Annotated in this window: 19 protein-coding genes; 7 read left to right on the forward strand and 12 right to left on the reverse strand. The window is 71.6% G+C overall.

Annotated features, from left to right (window positions below):
- Positions 1-59: 59 nt before the first annotated feature.
- Together rox and HNR14_RS21405 are read left to right on the forward strand one after the other, a co-directional pair.
- A complete protein-coding gene (gene rox, locus HNR14_RS14635; protein ID WP_179701615.1) occupies positions 60-1,511 on the forward strand; it encodes a rifampin monooxygenase in 1,452 nt (483 codons plus the stop codon).
- Positions 1,512-1,649: 138 nt separating this feature from the next.
- Positions 1,650-3,071, forward strand: coding sequence for an LPXTG cell wall anchor domain-containing protein (locus tag HNR14_RS21405; protein WP_179701616.1), 1,422 nt, complete (start codon positions 1,650-1,652; stop codon positions 3,069-3,071).
- 253 nt (positions 3,072-3,324) lie between these two features.
- Here the strand turns inward: HNR14_RS21405 and HNR14_RS14645 are convergent, their stop codons facing one another.
- On the reverse strand, positions 3,325-4,731 hold the full coding sequence (locus HNR14_RS14645) for an MFS transporter (RefSeq protein ID WP_179701617.1): 1,407 nt from the start codon (positions 4,729-4,731) through the stop codon (positions 3,325-3,327).
- A gap of 225 nt (positions 4,732-4,956) precedes the next feature.
- Here HNR14_RS14645 and HNR14_RS14650 point away from each other — a divergent pair, with 225 nt between their 5' ends.
- Positions 4,957-5,892 carry a patatin-like phospholipase family protein gene (locus HNR14_RS14650; RefSeq protein WP_179701618.1) on the forward strand — a complete coding sequence of 312 codons (936 nt, stop codon included), beginning with the start codon at positions 4,957-4,959 and terminating at the stop codon, positions 5,890-5,892.
- A gap of 35 nt (positions 5,893-5,927) precedes the next feature.
- On the opposite strand, the gene HNR14_RS14655 is transcribed toward HNR14_RS14650, so the two are convergent.
- From HNR14_RS14655 to HNR14_RS14665, 3 genes are all read right to left on the reverse strand, one after another.
- Positions 5,928-6,644, reverse strand: coding sequence for a DUF3592 domain-containing protein (locus HNR14_RS14655; protein WP_179701619.1), 717 nt, complete (start codon positions 6,642-6,644; stop codon positions 5,928-5,930).
- Positions 6,641-6,871 carry a PLD nuclease N-terminal domain-containing protein gene (locus HNR14_RS14660; protein ID WP_179701620.1) on the reverse strand — a complete coding sequence of 77 codons (231 nt, stop codon included), beginning with the start codon at positions 6,869-6,871 and terminating at the stop codon, positions 6,641-6,643. The genes HNR14_RS14655 and HNR14_RS14660 overlap by 4 nt, the downstream gene beginning before the upstream one ends.
- A 79-nt stretch (positions 6,872-6,950) precedes the next feature.
- Positions 6,951-8,045, reverse strand: a complete 1,095-nt coding sequence (locus tag HNR14_RS14665; RefSeq protein WP_179701621.1) for an epoxide hydrolase family protein — start codon at positions 8,043-8,045, stop codon at positions 6,951-6,953.
- A 70-nt stretch (positions 8,046-8,115) separates the two neighbouring features.
- Here HNR14_RS14665 and HNR14_RS14670 point away from each other — a divergent pair, with 70 nt between their 5' ends.
- Positions 8,116-8,724: a DnaJ family domain-containing protein gene (locus HNR14_RS14670; RefSeq protein ID WP_179701622.1), complete on the forward strand. Its 609-nt coding sequence runs from the start codon at positions 8,116-8,118 to the stop codon at positions 8,722-8,724.
- 4 nt (positions 8,725-8,728) lie between these two features.
- Here HNR14_RS14670 and HNR14_RS14675 read toward each other — a convergent pair whose 3' ends face one another.
- From HNR14_RS14675 to HNR14_RS14690, 4 genes are all read right to left on the reverse strand, one after another.
- The gene (locus HNR14_RS14675) at positions 8,729-9,460 is read right to left on the reverse strand and encodes a hypothetical protein (RefSeq protein ID WP_179701623.1); all 732 of its coding nucleotides are present in this window, start codon (positions 9,458-9,460) and stop codon (positions 8,729-8,731) included.
- Complete coding sequence (locus tag HNR14_RS14680) at positions 9,457-9,939, reverse strand: DUF6114 domain-containing protein (RefSeq protein ID WP_343064497.1); 483 nt, start codon at positions 9,937-9,939, stop codon at positions 9,457-9,459. The genes HNR14_RS14675 and HNR14_RS14680 overlap by 4 nt, the downstream gene beginning before the upstream one ends.
- A complete protein-coding gene (locus HNR14_RS14685; protein WP_179701624.1) occupies positions 9,930-10,526 on the reverse strand; it encodes a DUF6230 family protein in 597 nt (198 codons plus the stop codon). The genes HNR14_RS14680 and HNR14_RS14685 overlap by 10 nt, the downstream gene beginning before the upstream one ends.
- A gap of 76 nt (positions 10,527-10,602) precedes the next feature.
- Positions 10,603-11,148, reverse strand: coding sequence for a hypothetical protein (locus HNR14_RS14690; RefSeq protein ID WP_179701625.1), 546 nt, complete (start codon positions 11,146-11,148; stop codon positions 10,603-10,605).
- Between the two features lie 72 nt (positions 11,149-11,220).
- Between HNR14_RS14690 and HNR14_RS14695 the strand changes: the two genes are divergently transcribed.
- Positions 11,221-11,793 carry a TetR/AcrR family transcriptional regulator gene (locus HNR14_RS14695; RefSeq protein ID WP_179701626.1) on the forward strand — a complete coding sequence of 191 codons (573 nt, stop codon included), beginning with the start codon at positions 11,221-11,223 and terminating at the stop codon, positions 11,791-11,793.
- A gap of 9 nt (positions 11,794-11,802) precedes the next feature.
- Positions 11,803-12,402, forward strand: a complete 600-nt coding sequence (locus tag HNR14_RS14700; RefSeq protein WP_179701627.1) for a TetR/AcrR family transcriptional regulator — start codon at positions 11,803-11,805, stop codon at positions 12,400-12,402.
- On the opposite strand, the gene HNR14_RS14705 is transcribed toward HNR14_RS14700, so the two are convergent.
- Positions 12,399-12,695 (reverse strand): hypothetical protein, encoded by a 297-nt coding sequence (locus HNR14_RS14705; RefSeq protein ID WP_179701628.1) that lies wholly within the window; start codon positions 12,693-12,695, stop codon positions 12,399-12,401. The genes HNR14_RS14700 and HNR14_RS14705 overlap by 4 nt on opposite strands.
- Positions 12,696-12,805: 110 nt before the next feature.
- On the reverse strand, positions 12,806-13,711 hold the full coding sequence (locus tag HNR14_RS14710) for a DsbA family protein (RefSeq protein WP_246311578.1): 906 nt from the start codon (positions 13,709-13,711) through the stop codon (positions 12,806-12,808).
- Positions 13,712-13,892: 181 nt separating this feature from the next.
- Here HNR14_RS14710 and HNR14_RS14715 point away from each other — a divergent pair, with 181 nt between their 5' ends.
- Positions 13,893-14,519, forward strand: a complete 627-nt coding sequence (locus HNR14_RS14715) for a G5 domain-containing protein (RefSeq protein ID WP_343064498.1) — start codon at positions 13,893-13,895, stop codon at positions 14,517-14,519.
- Positions 14,520-14,549: 30 nt separating this feature from the next.
- Here HNR14_RS14715 and HNR14_RS14720 read toward each other — a convergent pair whose 3' ends face one another.
- Positions 14,550-15,806, reverse strand: a complete 1,257-nt coding sequence (locus HNR14_RS14720; protein ID WP_179701629.1) for an alpha-hydroxy acid oxidase — start codon at positions 15,804-15,806, stop codon at positions 14,550-14,552.
- A gap of 10 nt (positions 15,807-15,816) precedes the next feature.
- The gene (locus HNR14_RS14725; RefSeq protein WP_179701630.1) at positions 15,817-16,566 is read right to left on the reverse strand and encodes a FadR/GntR family transcriptional regulator; all 750 of its coding nucleotides are present in this window, start codon (positions 16,564-16,566) and stop codon (positions 15,817-15,819) included.
- Positions 16,567-16,636 lie beyond the last annotated feature (70 nt).

Below are 16,636 nucleotides of genomic sequence, written 5' to 3' on the forward strand. Positions count from 1 at the left end.
CGCATGGTCCAGAATTGCTGGTCGCGGCCGGAATCGGGCCGCGGGGAAGCAGGGTGCGCATGGATTCCGAGACCTACGACGTGATCATCAGCGGGGGCGGACCGACCGGGATGATGCTGGCTGCCGAGCTGCGGCTGCACGGGGTACGCGTGCTCGTGCTCGAGCGGGATGCGGAGCCGACGACCGCGGTCCGCGCGCTGGGGTTACAGCCCCGCACCATCGAGATCATGGATCAGCGCGGACTGCTGGAGCGGTTCCTCGCACACGGGACGCAGTATCCGGGCGGCGTGGGATCGTTCGCCGGCATCGCCGCGCCTCGGCCGGTCGCGCTCGACAGCGCGCACGCCTACATCCTGGGCATCCCGCAGCCGGTCACCGACCGCCTGCTCACCGAGCACGCCGCCGAGCTCGGCGCCGAGATCCGCCGTGGGGTGGAGCTCGCCGGGTTCGATCAGGACGACGACGGTGTGACCGTCGAGCTCGCCGACGGCTCGCGGGTGCGGGCGCAGTGGCTGGTCGGCGCAGACGGCGGCCGCAGCCTGGTGCGCAAGCGCCTCGGGATCGGCTTCCCCGGCGAGGCCGCGACGACCGAGTGGCTGCTCGGCGAGGTGGAGGCCACGGCCTCCGCGGAGGAGATCGCCACCGTGGGGGAGGAGGTGCGCAAGACGCACCGCGGGTTCGGCATCGGGCCGACCGGCGACGGTCTGTATCGCGCCGTCGTGCCGGCGGCGAGCGTCTCCGAGGATCGCACGGTGCCGCCGACGCTGGACGAGTTCCGCGCGCAGCTGTGGGCGTACGCGGGCACCGATTTCGGCATCCACTCGCCGCGCGCGCTCTCGCGTTTCACGGACGCGACCCGGCTCGCCGAGCGGTACCGGGAGGGCCGCGTCTTCCTCGCCGGAGACGCCGCCCACGTGCACCCGCCGCTCGGCGGCCAGGGCCTCAATCTGGGTGTGCAGGACGCGTTCAACCTCGGCTGGAAGCTCGCCGCCGCGGTCGCGGGATGGGCGCCGAGCGACCTCCTGGACACCTACTTCGCCGAGCGCCACCCGGTGGCCGACGGCGTGCTGACCATCACGCGCGCGCAGAGCGTCCTCATCTCTCCCGAGCCGGGTCCGCAGGCCGTGCGCAGGCTGATGGGCGAGCTGATGGCGTTCGACGACGTCAGTCGGCTGCTGGCGGAGCGCGTCAGCGGCACCGGGATCCGCTACGACCTCGGCGACGGTCCCGAGCTGCTCGGGCGGCGGCTGCGCGACCTCCCGCTCGCCCGCGGCGGTCGGCTCTACGAGAACCTGCGTACGGGGCGCGGTCTGCTGCTCGACCAGACCGGCCGGCTCTCGGTCGGGGGATGGGCGGATCGTGTCGACCGGCTCGCCGACGTCAGCGATGAGCTCGACGCGCCCGCCGTGCTCCTGAGGCCCGACGGGTACGTCGCCTGGGTCGGCGACGATCAGGGCGGGCTCGACGCGCGGCTCGGGGAGTGGTTCGGCCCCGCTGCCGTTGAATCGTGAAAATCACCCCCAAGCGGGGGATAGTTGCATCTGTCAACCAACCATAGGCTCGAATGGATAACAGGGGGAATCGCACGTTTATGCGCGTGTGCCCTCTCACCAGACGAGCGCTACCGACGTGAATGGGTCATTGACAACGTGAATTCGAAGAAGAACAACACCTGGGCCGCACGCGCTGCGGCCCTCGGTCTGAGTGTCGCGATCGCGGGTGGAGCAGCCCTCGTCGCCGCCGCGCCGGCGCAGGCCGCGCCCGCCACCGTGAAGGTCACGCAGAGCGACATCCGGTCCAACGAGGACAGCTACCCGGGCTGGCACCAGGGCTACGATGACGCGGCCGACCGTGCACGGGTCGGGGTCAACGGCCTCGAGCTGTTCAACCAGTCCCAGATCATCGACGGCTTCACCCCGGAGCAGTACATCTCGGGCGACACTCTCGCGGATGTCGTCGCGACCGGTTCGTGGACGACGACGACCGGCCCGTCGTACTTCCAGCTGCCGTTCCTCTACAACGGCGGCCAGTCGTCGCAGAGCTTCACCACCCTCCGACCCGCCTCCCCCTCCACCGGCGCCGCGGCCGTCTCGCTGGACGACGTGTGGGCGACGAGCAGCGCGATCAAGGATGCTGACGGCGCTGTCGTCTACGAGAAGGACGCCACGGCGACCCTCCGTGAGTTCTTGAACACGCTCGACTCTGCTCAGCTGATCGGCTTCGGTGTGCTGACGGACGGCGTCTACGACCCGTCCGCCGTCTACCCGACCGCGTACATCGAGTCGATCGCCTTCAACGGCACGACCTACACCTTCGGCACGACGGGCGCCGCCACCGTGTCCGGAACCGCCGCCATCGGCTCCACGCTCACGGTCTCGACCGCCGACTTCCCGCAGGGCAGTACCTTCTCGTACGAGTGGTACTGGAACGGCGGTCAGCAGGGCGGCCCGATCGTCGGTGCCACTGGCACGAGCTACACGGTGACCGATGACGTCGCCGGCAGCGTCGTCGGCGTCCTCGTCACCGCCAAGCTCGCCGGCTTCACCACCGCACGGGTCTACAGCAACCTGACCGACGTCGTCCCGTTCGTCCAGAAGCCGGCCGCGGCCGCTCCGGTCGCGAACTCGACCGACCTGCCGGCCTACCTCGCGTCGCACGGCGTCACCCCGGGCACCCCGCTCTCCGCCGGCCTCCCGGCCACCCTGGACCCGACCAAGGGCTACACCGCCTCGGTCGAGTGGACGGCGAACGACGGCTTCGTCGACGTGTACCTGTACTCGACCCCGATCCTGCTCGGCAGCTTCCCGGTCGTCGACGGCAAGGTCCAGGTCACGCTGAGCGCCGACGTGCTCGCCAAGCTCGCCGCCGGCTCGCACACCCTCGTGCTCGTCGGTCAGAGCACGGGCGGCGTCCAGGCCGTGGCGCTGAGCGTCGCCGCCGTCACCGGCACCGCGGCCCTGGCCGCGACGGGTGACAACAACGTGATCCCGGCGACCCTCGCGGGTCTCCTGGTCCTGCTGGGTGCCGCGGGCGTGCTCGTCTCGCGCCGCCGTCGCGCCGCCCAGGCGTAACGCACCTCACCACACGAAGGCCCCCGCTCGGTGAGCGGGGGCCTTCGTCGTGCAGCGCAGCGACGCGCGAGCATCGTTGTACGCGCTGTCCTCGATCGCGCCGCGATTGGCCAGCGCGTCCATTCAGCGCCCCGTCGCGGCCGCCGTAGCATCCAGTGCATGCCTGCCAGCGTCGCCATCGAAGACGAACTCGACATCGAACGGATGCGAGACGAGGACGTCGTCATCCTCGGTTACGACTGAGCGCGCACCGCTAGGGCGCGGCCCGGCGTCGGACGCCGAGAAGGTCCGGCACCATCCCCACGGCGACGGCCGACGCGGCCACCAGCAGAACGGCGCACACGGCGAGGCCCGCTTGGAGCCCGTCGCGGCTCACGTCGATTCCGGCGCTCCCGAACGCCACGCCGGTCACCAGCGCCACGCAGAACGTCGCCGACAGTCGCTGGGCCAGCTGCAGGAACGACGCGGCCAGCCCGTACTCGCCGGGCCGCGCGTACGACAGGGTGAGCGCACGCATGGGCGGCTCGAATGCGCCGCTCGCCGCTCCGATGAGGGTCTCGAGGAGCACGATCGCGACGACCAGCTCGGTCGCGTCGGTGAGCCCGGCCAGCACGACGAGGAGTGCGCTGCACAGCGTCTGGAGGCCGAGGAAGGCCACGAGCGTCCATCGCCCCAAGGCGTCGTTCAGGCGGGAACTGAGCGCGGAAGTCGCGATCCGTGCCGCCGCACCCGGCGCGAGGAGGAGCGCGACGACCAGCGCGGGCATCCCGAGACTCTGCAGCAGGAACACCGTGACGATCGCCGACTGCGCGACGGCGGAGCCGAACCAGAGCAGGGCGATCACGCTGCCGCCCGTGAAGCCGCGCGAGCGGAGCAGGGTGGGAGAGAACAGTGGACGCCCGCCGCGCCGGGCGTACCGGCGCTCCCACCAGATCAGCGCGAGGGCTCCGGCCGCGACCCCGCCGATCGCGAGGCCGGACCGCACAGGCCCGAGACCCGGGTCGATCACGGGAGCGGTCGCCAGCAGGACGACGATGCCGGTGACGCCGATGCCGACGAGATCGAGGGAGGGACGGCCCGGCGCCCGCCCGCCGCGCGGCACGAAGCGTGCGGCCAGCACCGCGACCGCCAGGATGAACGGCACGTTGATCGCGAGGATGACGCGCCACGCGAACTCCGCGGGGACGGTCGCCAAGATCCCGCCGGCGGCGAGCGGTCCGACGATCGCCGAGGCCGACGCCGCCATCCCGTACGCCGCGAGCGCGCGGATCCGCGAACGACCGGCGAACACATCCTGGATCACGCCAAGGACCTGCGCGCTCACGATGCCGGCCCCGAACCCTTGCACGGCGCGCCCCGCGATCGCCCACCCGATGTCGGGAGAGAAGACGGAGAGCGCGGCGCCGACGAGGAAGAGCAGGAGGCCGCCGACGAACATCCCGCGTCGTCCGTAGGCGTCGCCGAGCCGCCCGCCGGGCACGAGCCCGACCCCGAACGTGAGCGAGTACACCGCGAGGAACCACTGCACGCCGCCCGCTGTGGCGCCCAGCTCGGGGCCGAGCGAGGGGATGGTGTACGTCACGACCGACTGGTCCAGGAGGGTCGCGAAACCCGCGCCGACGCACGCGGCCAGGGCGAAGCGCTCGCGGGATGATGCCATCCGACCGTTCTACCGACCGCGGCGCGGACGGCCACGCGTGTGTGACAGCCTGTTGCGCGGCAGACCGCCGCGTGTTAGCGTCGCTGCCGATCGTGATCCGTCGGCAGGAGGTGAGACCCATGAACGCAGTATCCACATCGGGTGCTCCCCTGCAGTCCACGATCGCGCGGCTGAGGTAGTCGTCACAGGGAGCGCCCGGCAGGCATTTCGCGAAAGGCGACTCCCATGAACACTTCACCTTCTTCTGCTCTGCCCTCCTCCGGTCGGCGCGAACGCGCACTGGTCCTCGGCGGTGGCGGCTCGGCCGGCAACGCGTGGGAGATCGGCGTGCTCGCCGGTCTCTTCGACGCCGGACTCGACGTGACCGACGCCGATCTGACCGTCGGCACATCCGCCGGCGCGACCGTCGCCGCCCAGATCAACGGGGCGACTCCGCCGGAGCTCCTCGACGCCATCCTCACCGCCGTGCCGCCGCAGCGTCCGCACGCGGCCGGTCCCGGCGGGCCCCCACCCGGCGGGTTGGCGACCGGCGTCTCCGTGGTCAACCACATGGAGCGGACGGACCGCATCATCGCCTCCTCCTCCGACGCCGCGGACATGCGCCGCCGGATGGGCGCCGCGGCCCTCGAGCTGGAGGACCCCGACGGCGCCGGCGGCCGGTGGCGCGAGATCGTCGCCGGCCGGCTGCCCGACCCGGCCTGGCCGCAGCGCGCGATCGCCATCACGGCGATCGACGCCCGCACCGGCGAGGGTGTGGTGTTCGACCGGGACAGCGGCATCGAGCTGGTGGATGCCGTCGCCGCCAGCACCTCCAACGGGTTCGGCGTCCCGCCCTACCGCATCGGCGACGAGCGCTATCTCGACGGCGGCTACCGGCGCAACGAGAACGCCGATCTGGCGGCGGGATACGCGCGCGTGCTGGTGCTGTCTCCCTTCGGCGGCCGCACGCGGCATCCACTCGAGTGGGGGATGCAGCTCGCGGCGCAGGTCGACGAGCTCCGCGCCGGCGGCAGCGAGGTCGAGACGGTGTTCCCGGACGCCGCCGCGCTGGCTGCGTTCGGCGACAACATGATGGATCTCTCGACCCGCGTGCCCGCCGCGCGAGCCGGCGCCGACCAGGGTCGTGCTCTGGCCGAACGGCTCACGGCGTTCTGGGCCTGATCCGGTGACCGTTCCGCCGGCGGTCGCGTCCGCGGCTACCGGCGGAACGCCCGGTCTCTCGCCAGCTCGACGACGATGCCGCGGGTGTCGCCGGGATTCGTGGCGTCGTACCAGAGCCGCGTCTCCTGACCCACGACGATCGGGTCGGCCTGCTCGATCACCATCGTCTTCTGCACCCAGCGCTGCGTGCCCTGCAGATCGCGGAAGGTGAAGGTGACGGCGGTGATGATGCGCGAACTCTCGTGGAAGAAGTCGTAGCCCTTATCGCTCACGGTGGCCGTGGTCAGGGTGCCGGTCGTGGCCGTCTGCGCGTCGCGGGCCTTCTGCCGCCGCCGCTTCGTCGCCGCGACGACGCCGAGCAGGAGGGCCAGCGCGCCGAGCACGTACAGGGCGACGGCGATCGCGATGGCGACGGTGGGGAAGCCATTGGGGGAGGCGGCGACGACCAGTCCGGTCCCGGCGCCGAGCAGCACGGCGGCCGCGCCGTAGCCGAGGCCGATGTCGGGTCGCTTGAGCAGCATCGCGGCCCAGCCGATCGAACCGAGGATGGTGAGCAGCAGTCCGCCGATGATGCCGACGACCGCGGTCCACGGCGGCTCGCCGTAGGCCTCGAAAATCCCGAACGCGCCCCAGCCGTAGCCGAGGCCGAACCCGCCGATGAGCTGCAGCAGGGCGAAGAACAGCACGCGTGCGGTACTGGGCCGCTTGGCCAGCCGTGCTTTCCGGGCGAGCGTCGGGTCGACGGTGCTCATCCGGCGCTCGTGGCGTCGCGGTTGCGCGGGGCGTTCGCCCGGCCGAGGGTGAACCACAGGACCGGACCGATCAGCGGGACGAGCGTCGTGACCGCGATCCAGGCGATGACGTAGGCGGCGGTCGTGCGGCTCAGGGACACCTGCACCAGCGCGATCACCCAGAGGACGAACGGCACCACCCCGAAGATCAGCAGCAGCACGTGCCATCCGGCCAGTCCACCCAGCATCGTCGCCCCCCATTCGCGGTTCTGCGGACACCCTACCGTGCGAGAGCGCTGGGCCGCCCGCCGACAGCGGGGGATGGGGTCAGCCGCGCACCCGCGCCTCGAGCGCCAGGACCGTCGACGCCACGGCCTCCGGTGCCTCCCATGCGGTGAAGTGCCCGCCGTGCTCGAGCCGCTCGAACGAACGGATGTCGGTGTAGGTCTTCTCCGCCAGGGATCGCGGGTACGCGGCCTCGTGGGTCTGGATGACGATGGCCGCCGGCACCTCGATCAGCGGGTGCAGGGGATCCCCGGCATTGTCGCTGTACGGGCGGAAGCTGGTGCCGATGGAGCGGGAGATCCAGTAGAGCATCGTGTTCGTCAGCACGTCGTCGACGTCGAACGTCTCGAGCGCGGTGCCGTCGCTCCAGCCCGCGACCTTCTCCGTGATCCAGGCGAGGAGGCCGCTAGGGGAGTCGAGCAGCGCGGCGGCGAGCGTGTCGGGACGGGTGCCCTGCAGGTGCGCGTAGCCGGACTCCGCGGCCGGGGCGACGGAGGCGAGGAAGGAGCGCTCGCTGTCGTCCAGCTCCACGCCCGGCCGCTCGCGGGCGGAGAACGACGCGTGCGCGGCCACGATGCCGGCCACGGATTCGGGATGCGTGGCCGCCAGATAGTCGCTGACCTCGGCGCCGACATCCTCGCCGTAGGTGAGGTAGCGGTCGTGGCCGAGCACCTCGGTCATGAGGGTGTTCCAGCGCTGGGCGACGGCCCGGCTGCCGTAAGCGCCCGGCAGTGGCGAGGAGAAGCCGTACCCGGGGACCGACGGCACCACGACCTCCAGCTCGCCGCTGAGGGCCTCCGCCAGGGGCAGCATCGCCGCGAAGGTGTACGGCCAGCCGTGCGTCAGCACGATCGGCAGTCGCCCGGGCCGCGCCTCACCGACGCGGGCGAAGTGGATGCGGCAGCCGTCGATCTCGACCGTGTGCTGCTCGAACCCGTTGAGCCGGCGCTCGACCGCCCGCCAGTCGTACACGGTGCGCCAGTACTCCACGAGGTCGGCCAGCGTGGCCGGCGGGATGCCGCGGCTCCAGTCGGCGGGATCCGCCCCCGCCCGTGGCGACGGCAGGATCGTGTTCTCGAGGCGCTGGCCGAGGTCGGTGAGCTCGTCGTCGGTCACGCGGATGCGGAAGTCCTCCATGTGCCGAGAGTACGGCCGATCACCGACGGGCGAGGTTCAGGCAGCGCGCCGCCGAGCGTAGGCTGAATGCATGCCCGAGACGCGCGAGCCCGCCGCATCGCAGCCCGGGGACGCGCGTGTCGAGGCCGTCCGCTACCGCCTCCGCCGTCAGGCCGAGGAGCGCGGCGAAGAGGTCGAGGAGACCAACGCCGGTCAGCCCAGCATGGACCAGCGCGCGCACGTGATCGAGAACGCCATCCAGCAGGCCATCCGCCGCGGCGACTTCGACGACCTCCCCGGAGCGGGCAAGCCGCTGCCCGGCCTCACCGGGACGCATGACCCCGACTGGTGGATCCGCCGCAAGATCGAGCGCGAGCAGCTCACCGGTCTCGGACCTCCCGCGCTCACCCTCCGCACGGAGGACAAGGAGTTCGCCGACCGCCTCGACCGGCTTGCCTCGGAGCGGGCGGTGCGCGAGCACGTGGAGGACTTCAACCGGCGCGTCCGGGAGGCCCGGCGCCAGCTCCAGGGCGGCCCGCCCGTCGTCACGCCGATGCGCGACGCCGACGCCGAGGTCTCGGCGTGGCTCGATCGCCGCACGGCACGGCTCCGGGAGGCGGAGGAGCGGCGCCAGGCTGAGGCCGACGCGCTCGCCTCCCTCACCTGGCGCGAGCGCCGGCGGCGGAAGCGCGAGCGCTAGGCCGTCACTCCGACAGGTGCTGCTTCGTGTTCGTGTAGACGATGGAGTCCGCGGTCGCACCGACCAGGCCGAGCGTCACGCGCAGCAGGTCGTTCGGCACGCCGTCCGCGGGCGGCGGGGTGTCGGCGCCGAGCGTGAGGGCGTGACCGTCGGCCGTCGTGGCCGTGATGGAGTTCAGGTAGACCTGCACGTGGCCGCGCAGCGTCATCGTGTCGGCGGTGGTCGCCAGCGACGGGCCCGTGTCGTGCCGGACCGTGAGGCTGAAGCCGCCGATCGTGATGCTCTCGGCGGAGATCCGGAGCGCGGGGACACGGCTCCCGTCGGCCAGCGGGACGTTGACGATGCTGATGCCCGACAGCCCCGTGAACGACAGCGACTGGCTGCCGAGCTGTGCGGGCGGCTGGGTGAACACGGGCGCTCCCGTGTCGTCGGTCGGCGCGGGCGCCGGTGTCGCGGGTGCCGGGGTCGCTCCGGGCGCGGTGGGGGCGGGCGTCGGGATGAGCGGGTCCAGCGGCGACCCCGGCGTCCCGGAGCCCGTGCCGGGCACGGACGAGCCCGGTGTCGGCGTCGGCGTGGGCGTCGGCGTCGAGCAGGGTAGGAGGATCGGGATGCAGAGCTGCGCCGGAGCGGCGGAGGGGACCCGCGCCGCACCCAGGCCCGCGACGGCCACGACGACGCACGCCAGCAGGGCGCCGACGACCGTGCCGGGGCGGTTGCGGGTGCGTCGCGGGCTCATCGCTCCACGCCCTCCGTCTCCGGCATCGGATCCTTCGCCGGCCGATCCTTCGCCGGCCGATCCTTCGCCGCGCGGTCCTTCGGCATCCACGCCACCGTGAGGATGCCGCCGATGCTCGCCAGCAGCATCCCGATGAAGAAGCCGCCCAGGTTGACCCCGACGAGGGAGTAGACCGCCACCGCCAGCGCGATCACCCCGTAGAACACCCGGTGTGCGGGCATCGCGATGACCAGGATGCCGAGCAACACGAGCACGATCGGGATGATCGTCGCCTGCAGGCCCTCGATGCCGAGCTGCACGTGGATCTTTCCGATGTCCAGCTGCCCGGAGAAGAACAGCTCGACGCCGCCGAGTGCGGTCAGCAGGCCGCCGACGAACGGGCGGCTGCGGCGCCAGGTGCGGAAGCGCTCCCGCCGGGTCAGGCCGTCGCCCGCGTGCGCGGCCCCCGCAGCCCCGGCGGTCGCCGCGTTCAGAAGCACCCCTTCGATCCGTCCGTCAGCTGCACGTGCATCCCGGTGAGGGTGAACACGGAGGCCTGAGTGCTCCAGGCGGTCTGCTGCAGGTTGTCGATGGTGACGGTATCGGCGTCCTGGGCGAAGTCGCCCGCGGTGCCCTTGGCCGCGGTGTTCACGGCGGAGGCGTCGACGCCGATGCGGATGTTGCCGAACTTCGAGTCGCCCTTGAGGTCGGTCATCCCGATCTGGAGGTCGGAGGCCGAAGCGGGGTTGCCGCCGCCGCCGGCCGTGATGAGCATGCCCACCTTGCCGAGCGGGGTGTCGGTGACGACCGACTGGCACAGATCGGCGAGCGTCGCGGACTTGATGTTGGCGATCGCCACCTGGTGCTCGGTGCCCGCAGTGTCCGGGGCGACGCCCGCGTACTGCGAGAACCCGGTGCCGTCGAGCTTGGAGGCGCTGATCTGGAACTGGCTGCCCGAGACCGCGAACGACACGGGAACGGCGCCCTGCGCCACCCCCGCCATCAGCAGTGTCGACACCACGGCGACGGGCACCGCGGCGAGCACGATGCGGCCCGTGTGCGTGCCGGCGAACTTTCGAAACGACATCGATCCTCCTGTTCGGGGGCTTGACGCGCCAGTGCAGTCAAGTCCAGGAGCAAACCTAGACGCTATTGACCGTTTGTCAATAGCTGGCACCTGTTCGAGGGGCCGGGCGCGGCCAGATCGTGTAGCTGACGGCCCACACGAGGTCCACTGCGACGACGATTCCGAGGATCGGGAGGAACGCCGTGATCGCTGCCGAACGCTCGGCGTCGCCCGCGATCACGGCGAGCAGCCCGATCACCGCGGCGGCGACAACCGCTCCGATCATCGTGCGCAGGAGGTCGCGCCAGCACGCGCGGGTATAGGCGGCTCCCGCGAGCTTCACCGGCGCGGGGCCACCCGCGAACCGGTGGGCGAAGCGCGCGTCGGCCCATCGGATCATCGCGTGGCCGTAGGCGACCGAGAATCCGAGGTAGAGCGCCGCGAGCCCGTGCGCGGCCGTCGCCGTCCCGCCTCCGGCGAGGTCGAGCGCCGTCGCGGCGAGCAGAACGAGGTCGGTGACGGGGGAGAGAGCGAGCAGAACCGCTCCGGTGCGGCGGCGTCGGACCAGGTATCGGGCGCAGAGGCCCAGCGCGATGAAGACCCAGAACAGGATCTCGCAGGCGACGATGACGACCACGATCACGGCGGGCTCCTCGAGGTTGCTAGTACAGTCGTGCTAGCAAGCACAGTAGCACGACCGTGCTAACCTCCGACCATGCCGCGCACGATCGACCGGGACGCCCGCAAGGCCCAGCTGGCGGAGGCCGTCTGGCGCGTGATCGTGGAGCGCGGCATCGGTGCCGTGTCGGTGCGCACCGCCGCCGCCGAGGCGGGCGTCGCGGTGGGCTCGCTACGCCACATCTTCCCGACGCGCACGGAACTGCTGGAGTTCTCGGCCGAGCTCATGGTCGACCGCGCCACCGCGCGCATCCAGGCTCTGCCCGTGGGCGACCCGCGGGAGCACGCCCTCGACGTGCTCCGGCAGCTGCTGCCCCTGACGCCCGACAGCCGGGCCGAGCTGGAGGTCAACATCGCGCTGATCGCCGAGGCCCCGGCCCTCCCCGGCCTCGCGCGCATCCGTGACGAGGCCGACCGCGCGCTCACCGGCGCGTGCCTGGGCCTGGTCGAACGGCTCGCCGGCCGCGGGGCCGACGACGACCTGCAGCGGGAGGCGCTCCGCCTCCACGCGCTCGTCGACGGCCTCGCCGTGCACCTGCTCGTGCGCGGCGGCGACCCCGGCTGGGCGCTGGCCGTGCTGCAAGACGAGGTCGACAGGCTGGCCGGATAAGCTCGCAGCATGTCCACGGACCGGCGCACACGGCTCACCCCGGACGAGCGCCGGGCGCAGCTCGTGGCGCTCGGGGTGGCCTTCCTCGCCGAGAGCCCGCTGGACGAGCTCACCATCGACACGCTCTCCGAGCGCGCGGGCGTCTCGCGGGGCCTGCTCTTCCACTACTTCGGCTCGAAGCAGGGGCTGCACCGGGAGGTCGTCCGCACCGCGCGGGACAGCATGCTCCACGCGACCGAGCCGATCTCGGAGCTGCCGCCGCTGGACCGCCTCCACGACACCCTCGTCCGCATCGTCCGGTTCGTGCGCGAGCACGGCGGCACGTTCTACTCGCTCGTGCGCGGTGTGGCGAGCGGTGACAGCGAGGTGCGCGCCGTGGTCGAGGAGGCGCGGGAGGAGCAGGCCGTCCGGGTCGTCGCCGCCTTCCTCGAGCTGGGCGTGCCGGACAGCCCGCTGCTGCGGATCGCCCTGCGCTCGTGGGTCGCGTTCGCCGAGGAGGCCCTGGTCGAGAGCGCGCTCGGCACCGACCTGTCGGCGGACGAGATCGTCGCCTTCCTCGAGCGGAGCGTGCGCGCGGTCGTCGCGGCGCTGGATGCGACGTCGGGCTAGATGCCCTCCTCCTCGACGTCCGCCTCCGTGAGCACGCCCTCGTCGGGGTCGTCGAGCGGGTCGTGCTCGTCCTCGATGGGGGACGCCTCGTTGCCGGCGCTGTTGCCCCAGACGGTCTCGCCGGCGACGCCGTCGGTCGTCACGAGCTCGTCGGCGAAGTCGGCCTCGGCGATCGGGTCGTCCGCGGCGTAGTCGACATCGCCATCGGCCGCGTCGACCCAGCCGGCCGTGTCCCCGGCGTCGCCGTCGCCGTACTGCTCGTCCTCGACGCCGTCCTCGGGGATGCGGTCCATGGCGGTCTCCTCTTCCTGTCGTCTGCGGCGAACCTACACCCGCCGCCGGGAACGCAGAAGGCGGCCGGTCCGAGGACCGGCCGCCTTCGTGAGCGGTGCGTGCGGGAGGGTCAGCTCGCCTTCGGGAAGGTGACCGAACCGCTGTCGCCGGCGTCCTTCACCGCGGCGGCGACGAAGGAGGCGAACTGCGTCGCGTCGGTGAAGCCGCCCTGGTAGCGCTCGCCGTTGACGAACACGGTCGGGGTGCCGAAGCCGCCGCTGGTGGGGTTCGCGAGCTGCTTGCTGGCGACCGCCTCCTTGGTGCGGTTGGTCACGAACTGCGCGTACGTCTGGTCGTTCACGCAGTCGGTGATCTGCTTCGACTCGACCCCCGCGTCCTTGAACAGCTTCAGCATCTCGGCGTTCGTGAGCCCGCTGCCGGTCGATTCGTCCGGCTGGTTGGCGAACAGGGCGCTGTTGATGTCGAAGAACTTGTCCGGGTCGTAGTTCGCGACGCAGGAGGCCGCGGCCGCCGCTCGCGTGGAGTACTTGTTGTTCGTCGACGAGTCGAGGATGGCGACCGGGTGGATCTCGAGGGTCGCCGTGCCGTCGGCCATCATCTGCTTCATCTGGTCGCTGTTGGTGGTCTCGAACTGGTCGCAATAGGGGCACTGGTAGTCGAGCCAGATCTGGATGTGCGCCGTCTTGCCGTCGAGCTTCTGCGTCGTCGGCGTGGGGGCGTCCCCTCCGGAGATCGCCGCGCTCTTCACGGCCTGGTCGGCCTGGGTCAGCACGATGCCGCCGCTGATCATGTTCTTGGGGTTCGCGACGTTGCTGGACGCGCTGACGCCCGAGTAGACGATGAGGCCCACGACGGTGAGCACCGCGAGCACGCCCACGATGACCGAGCTCTGAACGATGACCTTGCGGCGCTTCGCCTTCTTGGCGGCCTCTTCGCGCATCAGTCGCGCGGTCTCCCGCGCCTCTTCCCGACGATCGCGCTTGGTGGGGCCGGCGGCCCCTCTACCCGTTGCCATTCAGTTCATCCCGTTCGACATGTGGACATTCCCCCACCGATCGTAGGGGTAATTTCCTTTGAGAGGGCTGGTGGTATCTCCCGGTTGCGGGCGGCTGCGGTCGCACGTGCCTCGTTCGGGTCCCTTGCCGCGGGCGGGCGCGCTCGCCAGACTGCTGCGAGCACGACCCGAAGGAGTGAACGTGGCACGACCCAGGCTGGGCAAAGGCGGCTGGTCGATCGTCGGAGGCGCCGCCGCGCTGGCGGTCCTGGTCTCCGTCTCGGCGTATGCGGCCGGTGGGCAGCCTCCTGCCGAGACCGCCGAGACCGATTCCGTCTCCGTGCACACGCAACCCAGCGCGACGCCGCCGACGACGCCCGTGACGGAGGTGACGACGGTGGACGTCGACACGGCGATCCCGTTCGCGGCCACCACCGTGGACGACCCGGCCCGCGATGTCGGGACGAGCGCGGTCACGACCGAAGGACGCGACGGCGTCAAGACGAGCACCTACAGTGTCACGCTGGTCGACGGGACGGAGACCGGGCGCACGCTCGTCTCCGAGGCGGTGACGACACCGCCGGTCGATCAGGTCACGAGCGTGGGGTCGCGCCAGCCCGCGCCGGCTGCCCCGCCCGCACCACCCGCGGCCGAAGCGCAGGGCGGATGCGACCCGAACTACGCCGGGACCTGCGTCCCGATCGCGAGCGACGTGGACTGCGCGGGAGGCAGCGGCAACGGTCCCGCGTACGTGCGCGGCCCGGTCCAGGTCGTGGGGACCGACATCTACGACCTGGACCGCGACGGCGACGGGGTGGGCTGCGAGTAGTTCCCGCGTGCGGGAGCGACGGGCTGGCGACTAGCCGACGGTCACCGGACTCGTCGAGGCGACCGGCACCAGGCGCTGCAGCTGGGTGACGTGCGCCGGGGTCAGCTCGGCCAGCGAGGAGACCTCGAGCAGCTGCATCGTGCGCACGATCTGGTCCGAGAGGATCTGGATGGTGCGGTCGACGCCGGCGCGGCCTCCCGCCATCAGGCCGTACAGGTAGGCACGGCCGATGAGCGTGAACTTGGCGCCGAGCGCGTAGGCGGCGATGATGTCGGCGCCGTTCATGATGCCGGTGTCGATCGCGACCTCCGTGTGGTGCCCGACCTCCTGCACCACCTTCGGCAGCAGGTGGAAGGGGATGGGCGCGCGGTCGAGCTGGCGCCCGCCGTGGTTGGAGAGCACGATGCCGTCGACGCCGAGGTCGACGAGCTTCTTCGAGTCCTCGACGTTCTGCACGCCCTTGATGACGATCTTTCCGGGGAAGAGGTCGCGGATGATCGCGAGGTCCTCGAAGCTGATGGACGGATCCATCGCCGCGTTGAGCAGGTCGCCGACGGTGCCGCCGGTCGACGACAGCGACGCGAACTCGAGCTTCGGCGTGGTCAGGAAGTCGTACCACCACCACGGGCGGGGGATGGCGTTGACGATCGTGCCGAGGGTGAGCTGCGGCGGGATGGAGAAGCCGTTCCGCTTGTCGCGCAGGCGGGCGCCGGCGACAGGGGTGTCGACGGTGAAGAAGAGGGTGTCGAACTGCGCTGCTGCGGCACGCCGGACGAGTTCGTACGAGATCTCCCGCTCCCGCATCACGTAGAGCTGGAACCAGTTGCGCCCGTTCGGGTTGGCCGCCTTCACGTTCTCGATGGAGGTGGTGCCGAGCGTCGAGAGGGTGAAGGGGATGCCCGCGGCGCCGGCTGCGCCTGCTCCGGCGATCTCGCCCTCGGTCTGCATCAGCCGGGTGAAGCCGGTGGGCGCGATGCCGAAGGGGAGCGCGGAGGGGCCGCCCCAGATCTCGCAGGACGTGTCGACGACCGAGACGTCCTTCAGGATCGACGGGTGGAACTCGATGTCCTGGAACGCCTGGCGGGCGCGCGCCAGCGACAGCTCGCCCTCGGCGGCGCCCTCGGTGTAGTCGAAGGCGGCCTTCGGTGTGCGGCGCTTCGCGATGCGCTGCAGGTCCTCGATGGTGAGAGCGCCCTGCAGGCGGCGTTTCTTGCCGTCGAGCTCGGGCTTCTTGAACTTCATCAGGTCGAGCAGTTCGGCGGGCTTGGGGACTTGACGGGTGACCATGTGCTGCTGCCTATCTGGATTCGTGGGCGGAGGGTGTGCGGGTGGCGGGTTCGTCGAGCGATTCGGGGGAGGCGTCGCGGTAGTAGCCGCTGATGTGCGCGTGGATGCGGGTGCGCGCGGCTGCAGCATCCCCGGCGGCGATCGCGGCGATCACCTCGCGGTGCTCGGCGCGGAGCCGGGCCGCCATCGCCTCCCAGTCCGGGATGCGTGAGAGCCCGGCGATCACGTAGCCCTCGATCGAGCTGCGGAGGCCCGCCATCGTCGCGGCGACCACCGCGTTGCCGGAGGCCTCGGCCAGGACGAGGTGGAACTGCGCGTCGAGCGCGAGGAACTCCTGCGGCGTGAGCGCCGGGTCGTCCATGGCGTCGAGCAACTGGCGGGCGTCGGAGAGGTCGACGGTGGAGGGACGCTCGGCGAGCTCCTCGGCCACGGCGGTCTCGAGGAGGAGACGGGTGCGCACGACGTCGGCGACGGGGAACCCGCTGGCCGCGACCTGGAGGCGCATCAGTGCCTGCATCCCGCCGACCGGGCGCGCGACGATGATCGCGCCGGAGGTCGGCCCCGAGCCGGTCTGCGTGCGCACGAGGCCCATCGCCTCCAGTACCCGGATGGCCTCCCGCACGCTCGACCGCGAGACGCCGAGGTCGGCTGAGAGGGCGCGTTCGGCGGGGAGATGATCGCCCGGGCGCAGCCGACCGTCGACGAGACGCGCCTCGATGTGGGCGAGCACGCCCTCCCAGGCCCGCGGCTCCGCGGTCATAGCGCCTCCTGTGGTCAGACCATGTGGTCGGACCACACTAGCACGCGCGCGCCGGCTACCGTCGAGACGG

Origin of the sequence: Leifsonia naganoensis (assembly GCF_013410615.1) — a bacterium.
GTDB classification, from domain to species: domain Bacteria; phylum Actinomycetota; class Actinomycetes; order Actinomycetales; family Microbacteriaceae; genus Leifsonia; species Leifsonia aquatica.

Excerpts from the sequence above, each read along its gene's own strand:
- rox (WP_179701615.1), top strand. The coding sequence starts at position 60 with ATGGATTCCGAGACCTACGACGTGATCATCAGCGGGGGCGGACCGACC.
- HNR14_RS14645 (WP_179701617.1), bottom strand. The coding sequence starts at position 4,731 with ATGGCATCATCCCGCGAGCGCTTCGCCCTGGCCGCGTGCGTCGGCGCG.
- HNR14_RS14650 (WP_179701618.1), top strand. The coding sequence starts at position 4,957 with ATGAACACTTCACCTTCTTCTGCTCTGCCCTCCTCCGGTCGGCGCGAA.
- HNR14_RS14655 (WP_179701619.1), bottom strand. The coding sequence starts at position 6,644 with ATGAGCACCGTCGACCCGACGCTCGCCCGGAAAGCACGGCTGGCCAAG.
- HNR14_RS14660 (WP_179701620.1), bottom strand. The coding sequence starts at position 6,871 with ATGCTGGGTGGACTGGCCGGATGGCACGTGCTGCTGCTGATCTTCGGG.
- HNR14_RS14665 (WP_179701621.1), bottom strand. The coding sequence starts at position 8,045 with ATGGAGGACTTCCGCATCCGCGTGACCGACGACGAGCTCACCGACCTC.
- HNR14_RS14670 (WP_179701622.1), top strand. The coding sequence starts at position 8,116 with ATGCCCGAGACGCGCGAGCCCGCCGCATCGCAGCCCGGGGACGCGCGT.
- HNR14_RS14675 (WP_179701623.1), bottom strand. The coding sequence starts at position 9,460 with ATGAGCCCGCGACGCACCCGCAACCGCCCCGGCACGGTCGTCGGCGCC.
- HNR14_RS14685 (WP_179701624.1), bottom strand. The coding sequence starts at position 10,526 with ATGTCGTTTCGAAAGTTCGCCGGCACGCACACGGGCCGCATCGTGCTC.
- HNR14_RS14695 (WP_179701626.1), top strand. The coding sequence starts at position 11,221 with ATGCCGCGCACGATCGACCGGGACGCCCGCAAGGCCCAGCTGGCGGAG.
- HNR14_RS14700 (WP_179701627.1), top strand. The coding sequence starts at position 11,803 with ATGTCCACGGACCGGCGCACACGGCTCACCCCGGACGAGCGCCGGGCG.
- HNR14_RS14705 (WP_179701628.1), bottom strand. The coding sequence starts at position 12,695 with ATGGACCGCATCCCCGAGGACGGCGTCGAGGACGAGCAGTACGGCGAC.
- HNR14_RS14710 (WP_246311578.1), bottom strand. The coding sequence starts at position 13,711 with ATGGCAACGGGTAGAGGGGCCGCCGGCCCCACCAAGCGCGATCGTCGG.
- HNR14_RS14720 (WP_179701629.1), bottom strand. The coding sequence starts at position 15,806 with ATGGTCACCCGTCAAGTCCCCAAGCCCGCCGAACTGCTCGACCTGATG.
- HNR14_RS14725 (WP_179701630.1), bottom strand. The coding sequence starts at position 16,566 with ATGACCGCGGAGCCGCGGGCCTGGGAGGGCGTGCTCGCCCACATCGAG.